Annotated in this window: 17 protein-coding genes; 11 read left to right on the top strand and 6 right to left on the bottom strand. The window is 34.3% G+C overall.

Annotated features, from left to right (window positions below; translation table 11 throughout):
- Nucleotides 1–7: 7 nt before the first annotated feature.
- The 5 genes from dapF (at nucleotide 8) to F6P99_RS11275 (ending at nucleotide 4,006) form a co-directional block, all read left to right on the top strand.
- Nucleotides 8–790 carry a diaminopimelate epimerase gene (gene dapF / locus F6P99_RS11295; protein WP_152287599.1) on the top strand — a complete coding sequence of 261 codons (783 nt, stop codon included), beginning with the start codon at nucleotides 8–10 and terminating at the stop codon, nucleotides 788–790.
- A 3-nt stretch (nucleotides 791–793) separates the two neighbouring features.
- Nucleotides 794–1,333 (top strand): GNAT family N-acetyltransferase, encoded by a 540-nt coding sequence (locus tag F6P99_RS11290; protein WP_152287598.1) that lies wholly within the window; start codon nucleotides 794–796, stop codon nucleotides 1,331–1,333.
- Nucleotides 1,323–2,357, top strand: a complete 1,035-nt coding sequence (gene mltG, locus F6P99_RS11285) for an endolytic transglycosylase MltG (RefSeq protein ID WP_152287597.1) — start codon at nucleotides 1,323–1,325, stop codon at nucleotides 2,355–2,357. Before F6P99_RS11290 ends, mltG begins: the two co-directional genes overlap by 11 nt.
- Nucleotides 2,358–2,384: 27 nt before the next feature.
- A complete protein-coding gene (locus F6P99_RS11280; protein ID WP_152287596.1) occupies nucleotides 2,385–3,293 on the top strand; it encodes a DUF2279 domain-containing protein in 909 nt (302 codons plus the stop codon).
- A 92-nt stretch (nucleotides 3,294–3,385) separates the two neighbouring features.
- A complete protein-coding gene (locus F6P99_RS11275) occupies nucleotides 3,386–4,006 on the top strand; it encodes a lysozyme family protein (protein WP_152287595.1) in 621 nt (206 codons plus the stop codon).
- Nucleotides 4,007–4,009: 3 nt separating this feature from the next.
- Here the strand turns inward: F6P99_RS11275 and F6P99_RS11270 are convergent, their stop codons facing one another.
- The 3 genes from F6P99_RS11270 to dnaA are packed head-to-tail and all read right to left on the bottom strand — an operon-like array spanning nucleotide 4,010 to nucleotide 6,614.
- Nucleotides 4,010–4,717, bottom strand: coding sequence for an SAM-dependent methyltransferase (locus F6P99_RS11270; RefSeq protein WP_152287594.1), 708 nt, complete (start codon nucleotides 4,715–4,717; stop codon nucleotides 4,010–4,012).
- Nucleotides 4,718–4,727: 10 nt separating this feature from the next.
- Nucleotides 4,728–5,183, bottom strand: coding sequence for a low molecular weight protein-tyrosine-phosphatase (locus tag F6P99_RS11265; RefSeq protein WP_152287593.1), 456 nt, complete (start codon nucleotides 5,181–5,183; stop codon nucleotides 4,728–4,730).
- Between the two features lie 3 nt (nucleotides 5,184–5,186).
- The gene (dnaA, locus tag F6P99_RS11260; RefSeq protein WP_152287592.1) at nucleotides 5,187–6,614 is read right to left on the bottom strand and encodes a chromosomal replication initiator protein DnaA; all 1,428 of its coding nucleotides are present in this window, start codon (nucleotides 6,612–6,614) and stop codon (nucleotides 5,187–5,189) included.
- 166 nt (nucleotides 6,615–6,780) lie between these two features.
- Here dnaA and F6P99_RS11255 point away from each other — a divergent pair, with 166 nt between their 5' ends.
- Complete coding sequence (locus tag F6P99_RS11255) at nucleotides 6,781–7,185, top strand: acyl-CoA thioesterase (RefSeq protein ID WP_152287591.1); 405 nt, start codon at nucleotides 6,781–6,783, stop codon at nucleotides 7,183–7,185.
- Between the two features lie 37 nt (nucleotides 7,186–7,222).
- Here the strand turns inward: F6P99_RS11255 and F6P99_RS11250 are convergent, their stop codons facing one another.
- Together F6P99_RS11250 and ribD are read right to left on the bottom strand one after the other, a co-directional pair.
- Nucleotides 7,223–7,831 carry an IMPACT family protein gene (locus tag F6P99_RS11250; RefSeq protein WP_152287590.1) on the bottom strand — a complete coding sequence of 203 codons (609 nt, stop codon included), beginning with the start codon at nucleotides 7,829–7,831 and terminating at the stop codon, nucleotides 7,223–7,225.
- Entirely contained in the window at nucleotides 7,832–8,890 is a 1,059-nt protein-coding gene (gene ribD, locus F6P99_RS11245; RefSeq protein ID WP_152287589.1) for a bifunctional diaminohydroxyphosphoribosylaminopyrimidine deaminase/5-amino-6-(5-phosphoribosylamino)uracil reductase RibD, read from the bottom strand.
- A 112-nt stretch (nucleotides 8,891–9,002) separates the two neighbouring features.
- Here ribD and prmC point away from each other — a divergent pair, with 112 nt between their 5' ends.
- The 5 genes from prmC (at nucleotide 9,003) to F6P99_RS11220 (ending at nucleotide 15,114) form a co-directional block, all read left to right on the top strand.
- A complete protein-coding gene (gene prmC / locus F6P99_RS11240; protein WP_152287588.1) occupies nucleotides 9,003–9,848 on the top strand; it encodes a peptide chain release factor N(5)-glutamine methyltransferase in 846 nt (281 codons plus the stop codon).
- A gap of 53 nt (nucleotides 9,849–9,901) precedes the next feature.
- Nucleotides 9,902–10,579 carry a tRNA (guanosine(37)-N1)-methyltransferase TrmD gene (gene trmD, locus F6P99_RS11235; RefSeq protein WP_152287587.1) on the top strand — a complete coding sequence of 226 codons (678 nt, stop codon included), beginning with the start codon at nucleotides 9,902–9,904 and terminating at the stop codon, nucleotides 10,577–10,579.
- On the top strand, nucleotides 10,572–12,050 hold the full coding sequence (locus F6P99_RS11230; protein ID WP_152287586.1) for a glycosyltransferase family 39 protein: 1,479 nt from the start codon (nucleotides 10,572–10,574) through the stop codon (nucleotides 12,048–12,050). Before trmD ends, F6P99_RS11230 begins: the two co-directional genes overlap by 8 nt.
- Nucleotides 12,051–12,158: 108 nt before the next feature.
- A complete protein-coding gene (rplS, locus tag F6P99_RS11225) occupies nucleotides 12,159–12,509 on the top strand; it encodes a 50S ribosomal protein L19 (RefSeq protein WP_152287585.1) in 351 nt (116 codons plus the stop codon).
- 394 nt (nucleotides 12,510–12,903) lie between these two features.
- Nucleotides 12,904–15,114: an NADP-dependent isocitrate dehydrogenase gene (locus F6P99_RS11220; RefSeq protein ID WP_152287584.1), complete on the top strand. Its 2,211-nt coding sequence runs from the start codon at nucleotides 12,904–12,906 to the stop codon at nucleotides 15,112–15,114.
- A 53-nt stretch (nucleotides 15,115–15,167) separates the two neighbouring features.
- Here F6P99_RS11220 and F6P99_RS11215 read toward each other — a convergent pair whose 3' ends face one another.
- Entirely contained in the window at nucleotides 15,168–16,193 is a 1,026-nt protein-coding gene (locus tag F6P99_RS11215) for a LacI family DNA-binding transcriptional regulator (RefSeq protein WP_152287583.1), read from the bottom strand.
- Nucleotides 16,194–16,422: the final 229 nt, after the last annotated feature.

Raw genomic sequence — 16,422 nt, 5'->3', positions numbered from 1 at the left:
GAGCAACATGAATTTACCTTTTTACAAATACCAAGGAACAGGAAACGATTTTGTAATGATTGACAATCGTGATTTACATTTTCAACAAGATGATACTGAGTTAATAAACCGTATGTGTGATCGTCGATTCGGGATTGGAGCAGATGGTTTGATCTTATTAAATCCTTCTGAGGAGTACGATTTCACCATGGTATATTACAACGCCGATGGTAATGAAAGTACTATGTGCGGAAACGGAGGAAGATGTCTTGTTGCCTTTGCCCATGATCTAGGTGTCATAAAAAACAAAACCACATTTGATGCTGTAGACGGGTTACACCATGCAACTATCGAAAATGGTTTGGTGAATCTTCAGATGATTGATGTAAACCAAATTTCCATAGAAGATACGCATGCATTTTTAGATACTGGATCTCCACATCACGTACAAGTCGTAGAGAATATTGGAGCATACGATGTTTTTAACAATGGAAAAAGCATACGAAATGGAGCGCCATACTTTGAAGAAGGAACCAACGTTAATTTTGCTGAAGCTATTGATAACAACACTTTTCGAGTAAGAACCTACGAAAGAGGTGTTGAAGATGAAACTCTTGCCTGCGGAACCGGAGTTACGGCTGTTGCAATTGCAATGTTCGAACAAAACATCACTTCAAGCAAGCAAATAAAGTTATTGGTTGAAGGAGGAGAATTAGAAGTTTCTTTCGAAAAAGAAAATAACGGATACAAAAACGTATTTTTAAAAGGTCCTGCGAAATTTGTTTTTGAAGGATCATTTAAAGCTGCTTAAGAAATGGAGTTATTAAAAGGAAAAAAAATAAACTTACGACCCTTAGAGCCAGAAGATTTAGAGTTTTTATACAACGCTGAAAACGACGGAAATTATTGGAAGGTAAGTGGAACACAAACTCCTTTTTCTAAATACCTCTTAAAAAATTACATCGAAAACTCACATCAAGATATTTACGAAGCGAAACAGCTCAGACTGATTATTGAAACCTCTGACTCAAGAACTCCTGTTGGTATGATAGATTTGTTTGATTTTGAACCTCAACACAAAAGAGCAGGCATAGGTCTGTTGATTCTTTCAGAATACCAAAACCAAGGTTTCGCCTCAGAAAGCATTTCTATGTTGGTTTCGTATGCACATCATTACCTTGGTTTGCACCAAGTTTTTGCCAATATCGGACTTGACAACCAAACGAGTATCCATCTTTTTGAGAAACACAATTTCACAAAAACAGGTATTAAAAAAGATTGGATCTTATACAATGGGTCTTATTTTGACGAAGCAGTTTACCAACGTATTTTAACCACAAAAAATGAACAATAAAAAGAGAATTTTAGGAATTATTGCCACAATTTCGATCCTTATATTGATTATTGGATATAACTATTACTCAGATATTTATAGTGAAAATGTAAAAAGCAGCGATACTATTTATATCCCAAGTAGCAGCACTAAAGTTGATTTTTTAAAATTGATAACCCCGTATGTTAAAGATACTAGTTCTTTAGCATGGGTACTAGACAAAAAAAAATACAGTCACCGCATCAAAGCAGGAAAATACACGATCTCTGAGGGAATGAACAACAATGAGTTGGTCAATTTATTAAGGAGCGGAAAACAAACCCCAGTCAACCTAAGTTTCAACAATCAACATAACTTAGAAGCATTAGCAGGAAGAATAGCAACTCAAATCGAAGCCGATTCTATCGAACTAATAAAAGCATTTACCGATGAAGTGTTCCTAACAAAGAATGGGTTTAATATAGCTACTGCCTTAGCAATGTATATACCGAATAGTTACCAAATCTATTGGAATAGTAGTGCTGAAAATTTTCGAGACAAAATGTTAAGAGAATATAATTCGTTTTGGAGCCTAACGAGAACGAGTAAAGCTAAAAGACAAAACTTATCACCAATTCAAGTAATATCTTTGGCGGCAATCGTACAAAAAGAGACTGCCCATGTTTCTGAACGACCAACAGTTGCCGGTTTGTATTTAAACAGGTACCATAAAAAATGGCCTCTACAATCTGACCCAACAGTTATTTTTGCTTTGAAACAAAAGCACGGTCAAGATTTTGAAGTAAAAAGAGTGTTAAACAAAGATTTACACATAGATTCACCTTACAATACATATAAGTATAGAGGGATTCCACCAGGACCGATTGCGATGCCTGACATATCTTCTATCGATGCGGTGTTAAACCCACATAAACATAATTATTTTTACATGTGCGCTAGTGTTGAAGACTTTGGCAAACATGCATTCGCGAAAAACCTTAGTGAGCACAACAAAAACGCAAGAAAATATCAACGTTGGTTATCTCAACAAGGTATCAATAGATAAGATATTTTCTTATTTTTACTAAAAAGCATGTTTGTGAAAAACTTAAAACTGTTTGTTGTTCTCTTCTTTATACTATTCGTTTCGTTAGGAAATGCACAGACGAAAAGCTCATTTTTCACAAAGTCAGACACCTTAAACAAGTCTCGATTGAGAGGTGTCTATTTATCTGAAGCTGCCATAGCTTCTGTAACCTTGATCGGACTCAACCAACTTTGGTATGCAAACTATGAAAAATCAAAGTTTCATTTTATCAATGACAACTCAGATTGGTTGCAAATGGATAAAGTCGGACATGCTTTCTCAGCTTACCAATTGGGACGATTGAGTATGTCGGCAATGGATTGGGCAGGAGCTTCTAAAAGAGACCAACTACTTTACGGAGCACCATTAGGTTTTGTGTTTTTGACAGCCGTAGAGGTTATGGATGGGTTTTCTGCAGAATGGGGAGCGTCTACTGGTGACATTATAGCAAATGCGGCAGGAACTGCGTTTTTGATAGGTCAAGAATTGGGCTGGAAAGAACAACGTATATCGTTTAAATATTCTTTTCATAGAACTGATTACGCTACTCTAAATCCGGATGTACTTGGAAAAAATTTAACAGAGCAAATGCTGAAAGATTACAATGGACAGACCTATTGGCTATCTGCAAATGTTTGGTCATTTGCCAAAGAAAGTAAGTTTCCGAAATGGTTGAACATTGCTTTTGGGTATGGTGCTGAAGGAATGTTATCGAAACAACCCGGTCATGAATTGGAAGTTTCACCTCGATACAGACAGTTTTACGCATCTTTCGACATAGATTTGACGAAAATAAAAACAAATTCCCCCTTCTTAAAAGGATTATTCAACACTTTAAATTTTATAAAAATACCAGCTCCAGCTATTGAATTTACTAGCAATGGTAAAATTATCGGACACTGGATTTACTATTAACTTCTTGATAATTTAAACTTTACTTACCAACAAATAAAAAGACGTATATTTGCCGCTGCAAAAAACAAATTGAGACAGAAACAAATATTCGTATGAAATCTATCAAAAAGAAGTTTTTTTTAAGTATTGTATTTACAATCCTTTTATATTCTGTAGGAGCCAATGAACCTTTTGTCAAAGGATCTAAACTCGACCAAGCCACGTTTTTATCACTACCTACAAAAAAAACAGCAAAAAGCACATTCACAGGTCCCTATAATAAAAACGATTTTTTTCATTTTAAAGAAGCTCTTGCTTTTAAAGAGTCTGGAGGTAATTACAAAGCTATAAATTCTTTTGGTTATCTAGGAAAATACCAATTCGGAAGTGGGACACTTGAACGATTTGACATCTACAACACACAAGATTTCTTACAAAATCCTGAACTGCAAGAAAAAGCTTTTATTGCACTGTGCCAAGTAAACAAGTGGATACTTAGAAAAGACATCCGTCGTTCTGTCGGCAGAAAAATAAACGGAATTGTAATCACGGAATCAGGTATCTTAGCAGCTGCTCATTTGGCTGGTGCTGGAAACGTAAAAAAGTTTTTAAGATCTAATGGTGATTTTCATTTCGAAGATGGTTATGGAACTAGCATAGAAGAATATCTATATACATTTAGAGGCTACGACACATCTAACATAATAAAAAACAGAATGCCCGAAGTAAGCTAATTTTTATTTATGAACAATAAAGATAGCAGGTCTTTTGTGTAAATCGGGCTTCACTCTAGACCACTCTTTCATACTATAAGTTTTGATATACTCAGAACTCAACGAAATATCTGCAGCGATACACAAACGTGTCGTAGGATGTAATGTAGCTTTTAAATCATCAAACATTTTTTCATTTCGATAAGGTGTCTCAATAAAAATTTGTGATTGATTTCTATCTTTAGATATTTTCTCTAGTGCTTTTATTTCTCTTTTACGCTCTCCTTTATCAATAGGTAAATACCCATTAAAAGCAAAATTTTGCCCATTCATTCCAGAGCCCATCATTGCCATTAAGATAGAAGAAGGTCCTACCAACGGAATTACTTGTACTCCTTTTTCATGCGCTAACTTCACAACATCAGCTCCTGGATCAGCAATTGCAGGAACCCCTGCTTCAGATAACAATCCTACAGAAACTCCCTCTTGACAAATATCTAAATAATGTTGTACCTCCAATGCACTAGCATATTTATCCAACAACATAATTGTTAAATCAGGTTGTGACTTTTTAGGCGTTAATTTCTTGATAAATCTTCGTGCAGATTTTTCATTCTCCACAATAAAGTGATCAATTTCTTCTACAACTTTTTTCACAGAAATAGGCATCACCTCTAAAGGTTCATTCTCTCCTAATGTTGTTGGAATCAAATACAACTTACCTAAGCCCATACTCAAAAAATTAATTTGTTATTTTCTTTGCAATAATAGCACAACTTGCATCTAACATTTGAAACACGTTTTCAAAACCTTGTTCACCTCCATAATATGGATCAGGAACTTCTTCGTCTGAACCAGCCTCTAATTCATTCAAAATCATTTTTACTTTTGTGCGATCGTGCTTATTTCTAGCCAATTTCAAAATATTCAAATAATTCGAATGATCCATAGCATAAATAAAATCAAACCTATCGAAATCTTCTTGAGTAAACGCTCGAGCTTTTTGATCAGTAATATCAATACCATGTAATTTTGCAACCTCAACAGATCTTGGGTCAGGTAAATTACCTATGTGCCAACCAGAAGTACCAGCAGAATCAACGGTAACCAATTCTGAATTTACTTTGGACTTTAAAATGCCTTCAGCCAAAGGTGACCGGCATATATTACCCAAGCAAACCATCAATACTTTAACCATCTTTTAGAAAGTTAATTTATTGGTCAAGTCTTCTACGTATTTTTTAAATTGCTTGTCTGTTTCTGTCAAGTTATCTACGGTCTTACATGCATGCAAAACAGTTGCATGATCACGTTTTCCAATTTGAGAACCTATACTTGCTAAAGATGACTTCGTCATTCTTTTCGCAAAGTACATAGCTAACTGACGTGCCTGCACAATATGACGTTTTCTAGTTTTTGATTGTAATGTCGCAACATCCATATCAAAATATTTAGAGACCACTTTTTGAATGTAATCAATAGAAACCTCTCTTTTGGTGTTTTTAACAAATTTATCAACGATTTGCTTCACCAAGGTCATCGTAAATTCTTTTTTATTAAAAGAAGCTTGCGCAATAAGTGAAATCAATACTCCTTCTAATTCACGAACATTCGATTTGATGTTTTTTGCAACATATTCCACAATCTCTTCAGGCATCTCTACCCCATCTCTGAACAATTTGTTTTGAAGAATTGAAATTCGTGTTTCAAAATCAGGTGTTTGCAACTCTGCAGACAATCCCCATTTGAAACGAGACAACAAACGCTGTTCAATATCTTGCATATCAACAGGTGCCTTATCTGAAGTTAAAATCACCTGTTTACCATTTTGATGTAAATGATTGAAAATATGGAAGAAAACATCTTGCGTTCCTTTTTTACCAGATAAAAACTGCACATCATCAATGATTAATACATCAATCATTTGATAAAAATGAATAAAATCATTTCTAGTATTCCCTTTTACAGAATCAATATATTGTTGTGTGAATTTTTCCGAAGAAATATACAAAACCGTTTTATCGGCATATTTATCTTTTATTTGCACCCCAATTGCATGAGCCAAATGGGTTTTTCCTAAACCTACTCCTCCATAAATCAATAATGGATTGAAAGATGTTCCACCTGGTTTATTTGCTACCGCCATACCAGCAGACCTAGCCAATCGGTTTGAATCACCTTCAACAAAACTTTGGAAATTATAATTAGGATTTAATTGAGATTCAATTTTTACTTTTTGTAAACCCGGAATCACAAAAGGATTTCTCAATTCTCTTTTTTTCAATTCTAAAGGAACCGATACATTTTGAGATTTTAAAGGCGCACGATTTGAACTTGGGATTTTCACAATCTGAGGACTGTTGCTACTATACGCATTTTCCATTTTAACTTCATAGACCAACTTAGCATCTTTACCAAGTTCTCTAACCAAAGCAACTCTCAATAACTTAATGTAATGTTCTTCTAACCATTCATAAAAAAACTTACTAGGCACTTGCACTGTTAATACCTCACCAGAAACCTTCATTGGTTTTATAGGCTCGAACCAAGTTTTATATGCTTGCGGCTTGATGTTGTCTTTTATAAAAGACAGGCATTCCTCCCAAACCGTCGTGGCTATTTTAGTCATTGTTTTAATAGAGTAAATTTATAGTTTGTAATTAGTCAAAATTGAGACGTTCCCACCGTTCATTTTGGTTATACAAAAGTGTGAATAAATTTTAGTATAAAAAAATGAAATCAGTATAGGTTCTTAATTATTTTTTGCGTAAAATAAGCAGCATTAAAAATAAAAAATGATAGAAAATAAAACTCCCTTAAAAATACGTTACAGTGAAACTGACCAGATGGGTTACGCACATCACGGGAACTATGCACAATATTTTGAAATTGGCAGATTAGAACTTTTACACGATCTGGGAATTTCTTACAAAAAAATGGAAGAAGAAGGAATAATACTTCCTGTATACTCGATAAACACTAGGTTTATCAAACCTGCCAAATTCGATGACTCTTTAACACTGAAAACAATCTTAAGAGAATTACCGACTGCTAGAATTACATTTGAATACGAAATCTACAATGCTGATAATGAAAAAATAACTACTGGAGATACCACGTTAGTTTTTGTTGACACACAAAAAAATAGGCCTATAAAAATTCCGGACACACTTCTTACAAAAATGATTTCTCACTTTTAAAATTAGTTAATTTAAATTTGATATAAATTGTATTTTTTTAGACATTTTTGAGCGTCAAAAAATGCAACTTTTCGAAGTGTTTTTTTACTGCCTCAAATTCTGATTTTTTTACAGCTATTATTATCTCACAATTTGATGTTAAATTCTGAGAATCTATCAAAATTCGTTTTTGCTTGATAACTCGCATTACATTATTCATAAATTGATAAGCAAACACCAATTTTAATTTTTCTTCGATTGTTTTTTCTACGATCGAAGAATTCTCTAAACTTAATTGCGCAGAAGTTTTGTACGCACGAATCAAACCACCGACACCTAATTTCACTCCGCCAAAATACCGAACAACTACTACAAGTACATTTGTGACATCAAAAGAAAGTATTTGACCATAAATCGGTTGTCCTGCAGAATTACTAGGTTCTCCATCATCATTCACACGAAAACGAACCGTCTCCACACCTATCTTCCATGCATAACACCAATGACGTGCAGAATGATGTTCTTTTTTAATTTGAGCTATAATTTCTTTCACTTCATCTTCAGAAGACACAGGAAATACGTAGCCAAAAAATTTACTACCCTTTTCTTTGAAGAGCGTAACCTCTGAAGGTTTATCTAATGTTTTATACAGATCTAAATCCGACATTTATATTTCAGTTCTATTAACATACCAGAACAAATCCGTATTCTTAACCGCATCCTTTTTAAAAACCTCTTTAGAAATCACAGGTGCTTCTACTCCATTTACAAAAGAAACATCACCAACAAAAACTCGAGCTTCATCCCAAATACCCGAATTGATAAAAGCATTCAAGGTCTGTGTACCTCCTTCAATAATGATTGATTGTATATGATGTCGCATCAACACTTCACAAATTTGCTCTACAACATTTCCAGAAAAATCAATAGACTCAAAAAACAATTGTTTTTCCGCTGAAGCTTCAAACTCAGTATTGACATCAACAACAAATATCGTTTTTTGACTCAAGTCATACAAAGAATTCTCTTTCGAAATTCGTAATGTTCTATCTAAGACTACTCTTACTGGTGGCACCCCTCCCCAACTCCTAACGTTTAACTTTGGATTATCAGCAATCGCAGTATTGGTACCTACCAAAATTGCATGCTCTTCACTTCTCCATTTATGCACCAATTGTTGTGCATATACATTGCTAATCCAAACAGGTCTATTGACCTCTTTTTGATCAGGCGCTATAAAACCATTTTTAGTTTGTGCCCACTTAAGAATCACATAAGGTCTCTTTTTATTTTGAACGGTAAAAAAACGTTTGTGCTGCTCTAAACATTCATTTTCTAAAACACCCACTTTCACATGGCATCCATTTTCTATCAAGCGCTCTACACCTTTCCCTGCGACTACTGAATGTGTATCTATACAACCAATAACGACATTGGGAATTTTATGCTTAACGATCAAATCTGCACACGGAGGTGTTTTACCAAAATGGGCACAGGGTTCAAGCGTCACATACAAAGTAGATTTCGATAATAATGTTTTATCTCTTACAGATGCTATCGCATTTACTTCAGCATGACTACCACCATAAGGACTTGTAAACCCTTCTCCAATAATTTTATTTTCATAAACCACGACACATCCTACAGACGGGTTAGGTCTTGCAGTACCAATTCCGTTTTGAGCCAACTCAATACAACGTGCCATAAATTGTTCCTCTACCTTCATACAACAAAAGTAGGGCATCTATACGAGAGCAACAATCTATTCAAGTCAAAATAAGACAACACAATTATGTTTCCTTTGAATACTATTCGATATTTAATGTACTTTTGCCTCCATGAATATCTCTACATTAAAATCGTTTTTTCATGAAGAATTATCAGGAATGTATCCTGACTCAGAAATCGAATCGTTTTATCATATACTTACCGAATTCAAACTAAAAATGTCTCGAATAGACAAGGCTTTGAATCCTACCAAATCGATAACAGAACAAGAAAAAACGTATTTTACAAGGGCAATTGAGTTATTAAAAAAAGAAACTCCAGTTCAGTACATCACAAAAGAAACTGAATTCTACAGCCTACCATTTGAGGTAAACGAAAACGTACTCATTCCACGTCCAGAAACCGAAGAATTGGTGGACTGGATCATTCAATCTTCAAACAAAAGTACTCCCTTAAAAATATTAGACATTGGAACAGGGAGTGGTTGCATTGCTATCTCTCTCGCTAAGAATTTACCCAGTGCGCAAGTAATAGCGATTGATGTTTCAGAACTTGCATTGATGGTAGCAGAAAAAAACGCCAAGCACAACCACGTTACTATTAAGTTTACGAAACAAGATATTTTATCCACAGAAAAATTCATAGAAAATTTTGACATTATTGTTAGCAACCCGCCATATGTCAGAGAGCTAGAAAAAGAAGAAATCAAAAAAAACGTTTTAGAGTACGAACCACACACAGCATTATTTGTCGATGACAACAACGCACTTGTATTTTACAAGAAAATAGCTGATTTAGCCTTTACACATTTAACAGAGAACGGAAAATTGTTTTTTGAAATCAATCAATATCTCGGTCAACAAACTCTTGATATGTTAAGAGAGAAGGGATTCAAAAAAAACAAATTAAAAAAAGATATTTTCGGAAACGACAGAATGATCTTATCCCAAAAATAAACTACTCTTAAAAAATTAAATAGTCAGTTGACTGAAATAAGTATCTTTGCAAAATGAGAATTGATATTATTACCGTATCCCCAGAATTAATCAAAAGTCCTTTTGAATACTCAATATTAAAAAGAGCACAAGACAAAGGCTTAGCTGAAGTTCATTTTCACAATTTAAGAGACTACGCTCTCAATAAATACAATAAGATTGACGACTATCAATTTGGTGGGGGTGCCGGAATGGTATTGATGATCGAACCTATCGACAAATGCATCTCTAAACTAAAATCTGAAAGAGATTACGACGAGATTATATATATGACTCCTGATGCTCCCATACTAAACCAATCAACAGCCAATACGCTTTCTTTAAAAGAAAATATCATTGTGTTGTGTGGTCATTATAAAGGTGTCGATCAAAGAGTTCGTGATTTATTCATTACCAAAGAAATTTCAATTGGTGATTATGTACTGAGTGGTGGTGAGTTAGGTGCTGCAGTTTTATGTGATAGCGTGATCAGGTTGATTCCGGGTGTTCTTGGAGATGAAACTTCTGCATTGACAGATTCTTTTCAAGACGATTTACTATCACCACCTGTCTACACTCGACCAGCCTCATACAAAGGAGCTGATGTTCCAGAAATATTGCTCTCAGGTAATTTTCCAAAAATCGACGAATGGAGATCAGAACAAGCTTATGAAAGAACCAAACAAATCAAACCCGAATTGCTAGATGAATAGAGTTCAGCTTTTTTTAAAAACGTATCCCGCACTTAGTATTGTTATCGGTTTCCAATTATTCCGATTGTTCTTATTGCCGTTTATGGGACTAATGCCTCAAGATGCATACTATCATTTTTATGGAGAGAACCTTTCCCTCTCTTATTTCGATCATCCTGGAATGATTGGTTATATCTTACGTCTTTTCACTTCAATATTTGGCAAAACCGTATTTGTAGTGAAAATGGCCGATTTTATAGTCACCTCAATCTCTGTGTTCAGCTTCTTCAAATTAGGTTCTTATTTTTTATCGAAACCTAAACTGAACAATGCACTAGTACTCATGAGTACTACAGTATTTATCTCAATTTTAAGCTTCAACTCAACACCTGACGTTCCGTTAATTTTATTCTGGACACTTTCATTAATTTGCTTGTACAAGGCTATTTTTGAAAACAACAAAACCTATTGGATTTTGGGAGGTATTGCGATGGGACTCGCCTTTGACAGCAAATACACCGCGCTATTACTACAAATAGGATTACTAGCCTTTTTAGCATTCTCTAACAAGTACCGAAAACTACTTGTATCTCCTTGGCTATGGAGCTCACTTATACTATCAGCTCTGGTTACGTTTCCAGTTTGGTACTGGAATTATCAAAATGAATTTGCGTCATTTTTGTTCCAATCCTCGGATAGAACCGGTAGTATATCTAAATTTCAAATTCAACCGAAATATTTTTTTGGAGCCATCGGACACCAAATATTCTTGTTACTTCCTATATTATTATTAACTTTTTTCACACTTCTCTACAAATACATCAAAAAAGCAGTAACAAAGTTTAAGCTACCTTCTGACAAAACGTTATTTCTATTTGCATTTTTCTTACCGACTTTTTTAGGTTTCTTTTTACTGACACCTGTTTATTGGGTAAAACTAAATTGGATGATGCCATCCTATATTACAGGGGTGCTTATCTCGACGATGTTTATAAAAAAGAAACACATCAAAACACATGTATACATTTCTGGTCTGATCCACCTTTTAGTAAGTGTGCAAATATTATTTTATGTTGCTCCAATTAAAAGTGATGATACTTGGGTCGGTTGGAAAGAGTTAGTTCATGAAACAGAGAAACTACAAAACAATTACCCTGACACCTTTATTTTTTCTGATGACGGTTACAAAACAACTGCTTGTATGACGTTTTTTAGCAATCAAAAGATTTATGCTCAAAATATTATCGGAAAACCTGCTTTGCATTTTGATTATATCGGTGATGATTTGACACTTTTGAATGGTAAAAATGCATTATTCTTAGACTCAGACAAGCGATTTAAAAACCATAACAAACATGGTGGACAGCGCACAGAACTAGATCAATATTTCTCTCAAGTCACAGAACTTGAGCCTATCATCATAAAAATCAACGGAAAAGACAGTCGCAAATTCTGGGTATATCTTTGCGAAAATTACCAAGTAAAAAAATAAATCCACAGTTTTTCAGATTAAAAAAAAGAAGTATATTTGCAACCTCAAAATCAACCTCTGACGAAAATCGTGAATGTTGGTGATTGACAAACCATTAAATAATAAGCAATGGCTAATTTAGTAGAATTTGTACAAAACGAATTTGTAGCAAAGAAAGAATTCCCAGAATTCAAAGCAGGAGACACAATTACTGTGTATTACGAAATTAAAGAGGGTAACAAAACTCGTACTCAGTTTTTTAGAGGAGTTGTTATTCAAAGAAGAGGAAACGGAGCTTCTGAAACTTTTACAATCAGAAAAATGTCTGGAACTGTTGGTGTAGAGCGTATCTTCCCAGTAAACTTACCAGCTTTACAAAAGATTGAAGTAAACAAGCAAGGTAAAGTAAGAAGAGCTCGTATCTTTTACTTTAGAGGACTAACTGGTAAAAAAGCCAGAATCAAAGAAGTTCGTCGTTAATCTGACCTTCATTTTTGAAACTCATAAAAACTCGTTAGAAAATTCTAACGAGTTTTTTTTATTTACTTCAATAACATTGCAAGTATTTTAACCTTCTATTAAAACATTTTCAATCAAAATCATTAAATTTCCTTATTCTTTGATATATTCTCAAACAATACAATTGATTTTTAACATATAACCACTATCTCTGTGTAATTTCTATTATTTTAGAACTAATTTATCTCTAGATATTCATTACATTTGTGCTGCTTTAAAACAGCTTAAAAACTGTATTAATTCAGAAAATATTGTTCTTAATATCTTACGATAATTATCATATTTTGAAAACAATATTATTTGACAGAATAACAAAAATAACACCGGAGAATTCAATATAAAAATTAAGAATCTTATGACAACAAAAACATCACAAATCGTGTATACAATTACGGACGAAGCTCCGGCATTGGCTACTTATTCTTTTTTACCTATTGTAGAGACATTTGCAAAACAAGCAAATATCAACGTTCAAAAAAAAGATATTTCACTTGCTGCTAGAATCTTAGCTAACTTATCTGAATTTCTTCCTCAAGATCAAAAAGCTGATGATGCACTTGCTGAATTAGGTGCTTTAGCTAAAACACCTGAAGCTAACATAATCAAACTTCCGAATATTTCTGCGTCAATTCCCCAACTACAAGCAGCAATTAAGGAATTACAAGCACAAGGATTTGCATTACCTGATTTTCCTGCGACACCACAAAACGAAAAAGAAGAAGCTATCAAAGCAGCTTACTCTAAAGTTTTAGGTTCTGCAGTAAACCCTGTTTTACGTGAAGGTAACTCTGACCGTAGAGCACCATTGGCAGTATCTCAATATGCTAAGAAAAACCCTCATAAAATGGGGAATTGGGAAAAAGACTCAAAAACTCATGTTGCTTCTATGGAAGCGAATGACTTTTATGGTTCTGAAAAATCAGCAACACTAGAAAAAGCAACTGAATACAAAATTACCTTCAACGGTAAAGATTTAAAAGGATATGCTCCTTTATTGGCTGGTGAAGTAATTGATACTTCTGTAATGAGTATTAGTGCATTGAAAGAATTTGCAGCCAAAGAAATTGCAGATGCAAAAGCAAACGGTGTATTATTTTCTTTACATATGAAAGCAACAATGATGAAGGTTTCTGACCCTATTATCTTTGGAGCTATTGTAGAAGTTTTCTACAAGGATGTCTTTGAAAAATACGCTGACTTATTTACTGAGTTAAATGTTACTGCAACCAATGGTATTGGTGATGTATATACTAAAATAGCAGGACATGCTCAAGAAGCAGAAATTAAAGCTGCTATTGATGCAGTTTATAAAGATGCACCTGCTGTAGCTATGGTAAATTCTGACAAAGGGATTACTAATTTACATGTACCATCTGACGTTATTATTGATGCATCTATGCCTGCAATGATCCGTACTTCTGGTCAAATGTGGAATGCAGAAGGACAACAACAAGATACTAAAGCTTTAATTCCGGATAGATGTTATGCCGGTGTTTTCCAAGCTACTATTGATTTCTGTAAAGAAAATGGCGCTTTTGACCCAAGAGAAATGGGAACTACTCCTAACGTTGGATTGATGGCTCAAAAAGCTGAAGAATATGGTTCTCATGATAAAACATTCCAATTGGATGCTAACGGTACTGTTGAAGTTGTAGATATTGATGGTAATGTAATTTTATCTCAAGAAGTTCAAGAAGGAGATATCTTTAGAATGTGTCAAACAAAAGATGCACCTATCCAAAACTGGGTAAAATTAGCAGTAGATAGAGCGAGAGCTACGGGATGGCCTGCAGTTTTCTGGTTAGATAAAAACAGAGCTCACGATGCTGAAATCATCAAAAAAGTAAATACGTACTTACCTACTCATGATACAGAAGGATTAGAAATTCACATCATGGCTCCTATCGAAGCTACTTTATTTACATTAAAAAGAGTAAAAGTAAACTTAGATACTATTTCTGTTACAGGAAATGTATTGCGTGACTACTTAACGGATTTATTCCCCATTTTAGAATTAGGAACTTCTGCAAAAATGTTATCTATCGTTCCTTTAATGAACGGAGGTGGATTGTTTGAAACTGGTGCTGGAGGATCTGCTCCTAAACACGTTCAACAATTTGAAGAAGAAGGACATTTACGTTGGGATTCTTTAGGAGAATTCTTGGCTCTAGCTGTTTCTCTTGAAGATTTAGGCATCAAAACTAACAATAAAAAAGCACAAGTTCTTTCTGCAGCATTGAACACAGCAAACAGTGCTTTCTTAGAAAATGACAAAGCTCCTTCTCGTAAGGTTGGTGAGTTAGACAACAGAGGAAGTCACTTCTACCTCGCTATGTATTGGGCACAAGCATTAGCAGCTCAAAACGAAGATGCAGAATTGAAAGCAATCTTCACTCCTGTTGCTTCAGAGCTAACAACTCAAGAAACTACTATTGTAGAAGAATTAAACAATGCCCAAGGCAAACCAATGGATATCGGTGGTTATTACTACCCTAACACTCAAAAAGCAGCTAACGCTATGAGACCAAGTACTACTTTAAACAAAGTATTGGCATCAATCTCATAAGCATTAGAAAAACTCAAATAAAAAACGTCTAAATATTAATTTAGACGTTTTTTTTATATCTTTTTTGAAGAACCTCGAACCACTAATTCAGGATCCAAAATCTTTTTCCTCAACACAGGAGGTGTATCTGCTTCCTTAATACGTCTTAGGAAAGCTTCCGCTGTATATTTACCTATTTCTGTACTATGTTGTTCAATAGTAGTAATAGAAGGAAAAACCAAAGAAGTAAAAGGTTCGTTTCCAAAACCAACAATAGCAATTTCTTCCGGCACTTTAATACCTTGTTCCTTCAAATACTCTAAGGCACCTAAAGCAGCGTAATCACCCGCTACATACACCGCATCTGGTCTGTTCTCTCGATGTAACAACTCCTCCATTATCAAACGTCCATCAGTTTTGGTCAATTTACATTCAAAAATCAAATTATCATCTAATGGAAGATTGTGTTTTTCTAAAGCATCTCTATAACCTCTAATTCTATTCTTAAAAATTCGAGTATGACTAAAACCACCGATATGCGCAATACGCTTACAATTTTCACTTACCAAATGATCAACAACCATATGACTGCTTTGATAATCATCAATACCAATATAATCAACACCTAAATCATTTTCACCTCGATCAAACAACACCAATGGTATCCCCTTCGCTTTTATTTTTTCATAAAATGAAAAGTCTTTCGTCTCATTTGCCAAAGAAGCAATTACTCCGTCTACTTGTGTAAATAACAATGCATCAATATTCCTACATTCTTTTTCAAACGACTCATAAGACTGAGAAATAATAATATTATACCCTTTCTCATGCAATACGTTTTCAATACTTTCTAAAACGGCTGAGAAAAAATTACTATTTGCTCGAGGAATGATAACTCCCACCAAGTTACTTTTTCCTTTTCTAAGTGCACTAGCCAAATAATTCGGCTGATAGTTCAAATTTTTCGCTACTTGTTGAACCGATACTTTGGTTTTCTCACTAATTCTTGGATGATTATTCAACGCTTTTGAGACTGCCGAAGGCGTCAATCCTAACACATTTGCAATGTCTTTTATCGTAGTTTTTTTTTTAGTTCCCAAATTTTATCTATATTTGTTCCAACGTTTGAACAAAAATAGTATTTTTTCAGAGAAACACCAAACACTAATAAACTTTCAAAACACAGTAAACATAGGTGATTGAAGGTTTTTTTAGCGCGAAATAGTTAGGGTTGTACAGAGGCAATCCTATTTTTTACAAAAGGTGTTCAAACGATAGAACAGAATAATTCAAACTAAAAATAAACAACAGATTCAACTCAAATTGAAT

The organism is Flavicella marina (assembly GCF_009193215.1).
Lineage (GTDB): Bacteria > Bacteroidota > Bacteroidia > Flavobacteriales > Flavobacteriaceae > Flavicella > Flavicella marina.
Note: the sequence above shows the minus strand (reverse complement) of the source record. Positions and strands in the feature narration are given on the sequence as shown.

Excerpts from the sequence above, each read along its gene's own strand:
- F6P99_RS11230 (WP_152287586.1), top strand. The coding sequence starts at position 10,572 with ATGAATAGAGTTCAGCTTTTTTTAAAAACGTATCCCGCACTTAGTATT.
- dnaA (WP_152287592.1), bottom strand. The coding sequence starts at position 6,614 with ATGACTAAAATAGCCACGACGGTTTGGGAGGAATGCCTGTCTTTTATA.
- F6P99_RS11220 (WP_152287584.1), top strand. The coding sequence starts at position 12,904 with ATGACAACAAAAACATCACAAATCGTGTATACAATTACGGACGAAGCT.
- mltG (WP_152287597.1), top strand. The coding sequence starts at position 1,323 with ATGAACAATAAAAAGAGAATTTTAGGAATTATTGCCACAATTTCGATC.
- dapF (WP_152287599.1), top strand. The coding sequence starts at position 8 with ATGAATTTACCTTTTTACAAATACCAAGGAACAGGAAACGATTTTGTA.
- F6P99_RS11255 (WP_152287591.1), top strand. The coding sequence starts at position 6,781 with ATGATAGAAAATAAAACTCCCTTAAAAATACGTTACAGTGAAACTGAC.
- F6P99_RS11250 (WP_152287590.1), bottom strand. The coding sequence starts at position 7,831 with ATGTCGGATTTAGATCTGTATAAAACATTAGATAAACCTTCAGAGGTT.
- F6P99_RS11265 (WP_152287593.1), bottom strand. The coding sequence starts at position 5,183 with ATGGTTAAAGTATTGATGGTTTGCTTGGGTAATATATGCCGGTCACCT.
- F6P99_RS11290 (WP_152287598.1), top strand. The coding sequence starts at position 794 with ATGGAGTTATTAAAAGGAAAAAAAATAAACTTACGACCCTTAGAGCCA.
- F6P99_RS11275 (WP_152287595.1), top strand. The coding sequence starts at position 3,386 with ATGAAATCTATCAAAAAGAAGTTTTTTTTAAGTATTGTATTTACAATC.
- F6P99_RS11270 (WP_152287594.1), bottom strand. The coding sequence starts at position 4,717 with ATGGGCTTAGGTAAGTTGTATTTGATTCCAACAACATTAGGAGAGAAT.
- prmC (WP_152287588.1), top strand. The coding sequence starts at position 9,003 with ATGAATATCTCTACATTAAAATCGTTTTTTCATGAAGAATTATCAGGA.
- ribD (WP_152287589.1), bottom strand. The coding sequence starts at position 8,890 with ATGAAGGTAGAGGAACAATTTATGGCACGTTGTATTGAGTTGGCTCAA.
- trmD (WP_152287587.1), top strand. The coding sequence starts at position 9,902 with ATGAGAATTGATATTATTACCGTATCCCCAGAATTAATCAAAAGTCCT.
- rplS (WP_152287585.1), top strand. The coding sequence starts at position 12,159 with ATGGCTAATTTAGTAGAATTTGTACAAAACGAATTTGTAGCAAAGAAA.
- F6P99_RS11280 (WP_152287596.1), top strand. The coding sequence starts at position 2,385 with ATGTTTGTGAAAAACTTAAAACTGTTTGTTGTTCTCTTCTTTATACTA.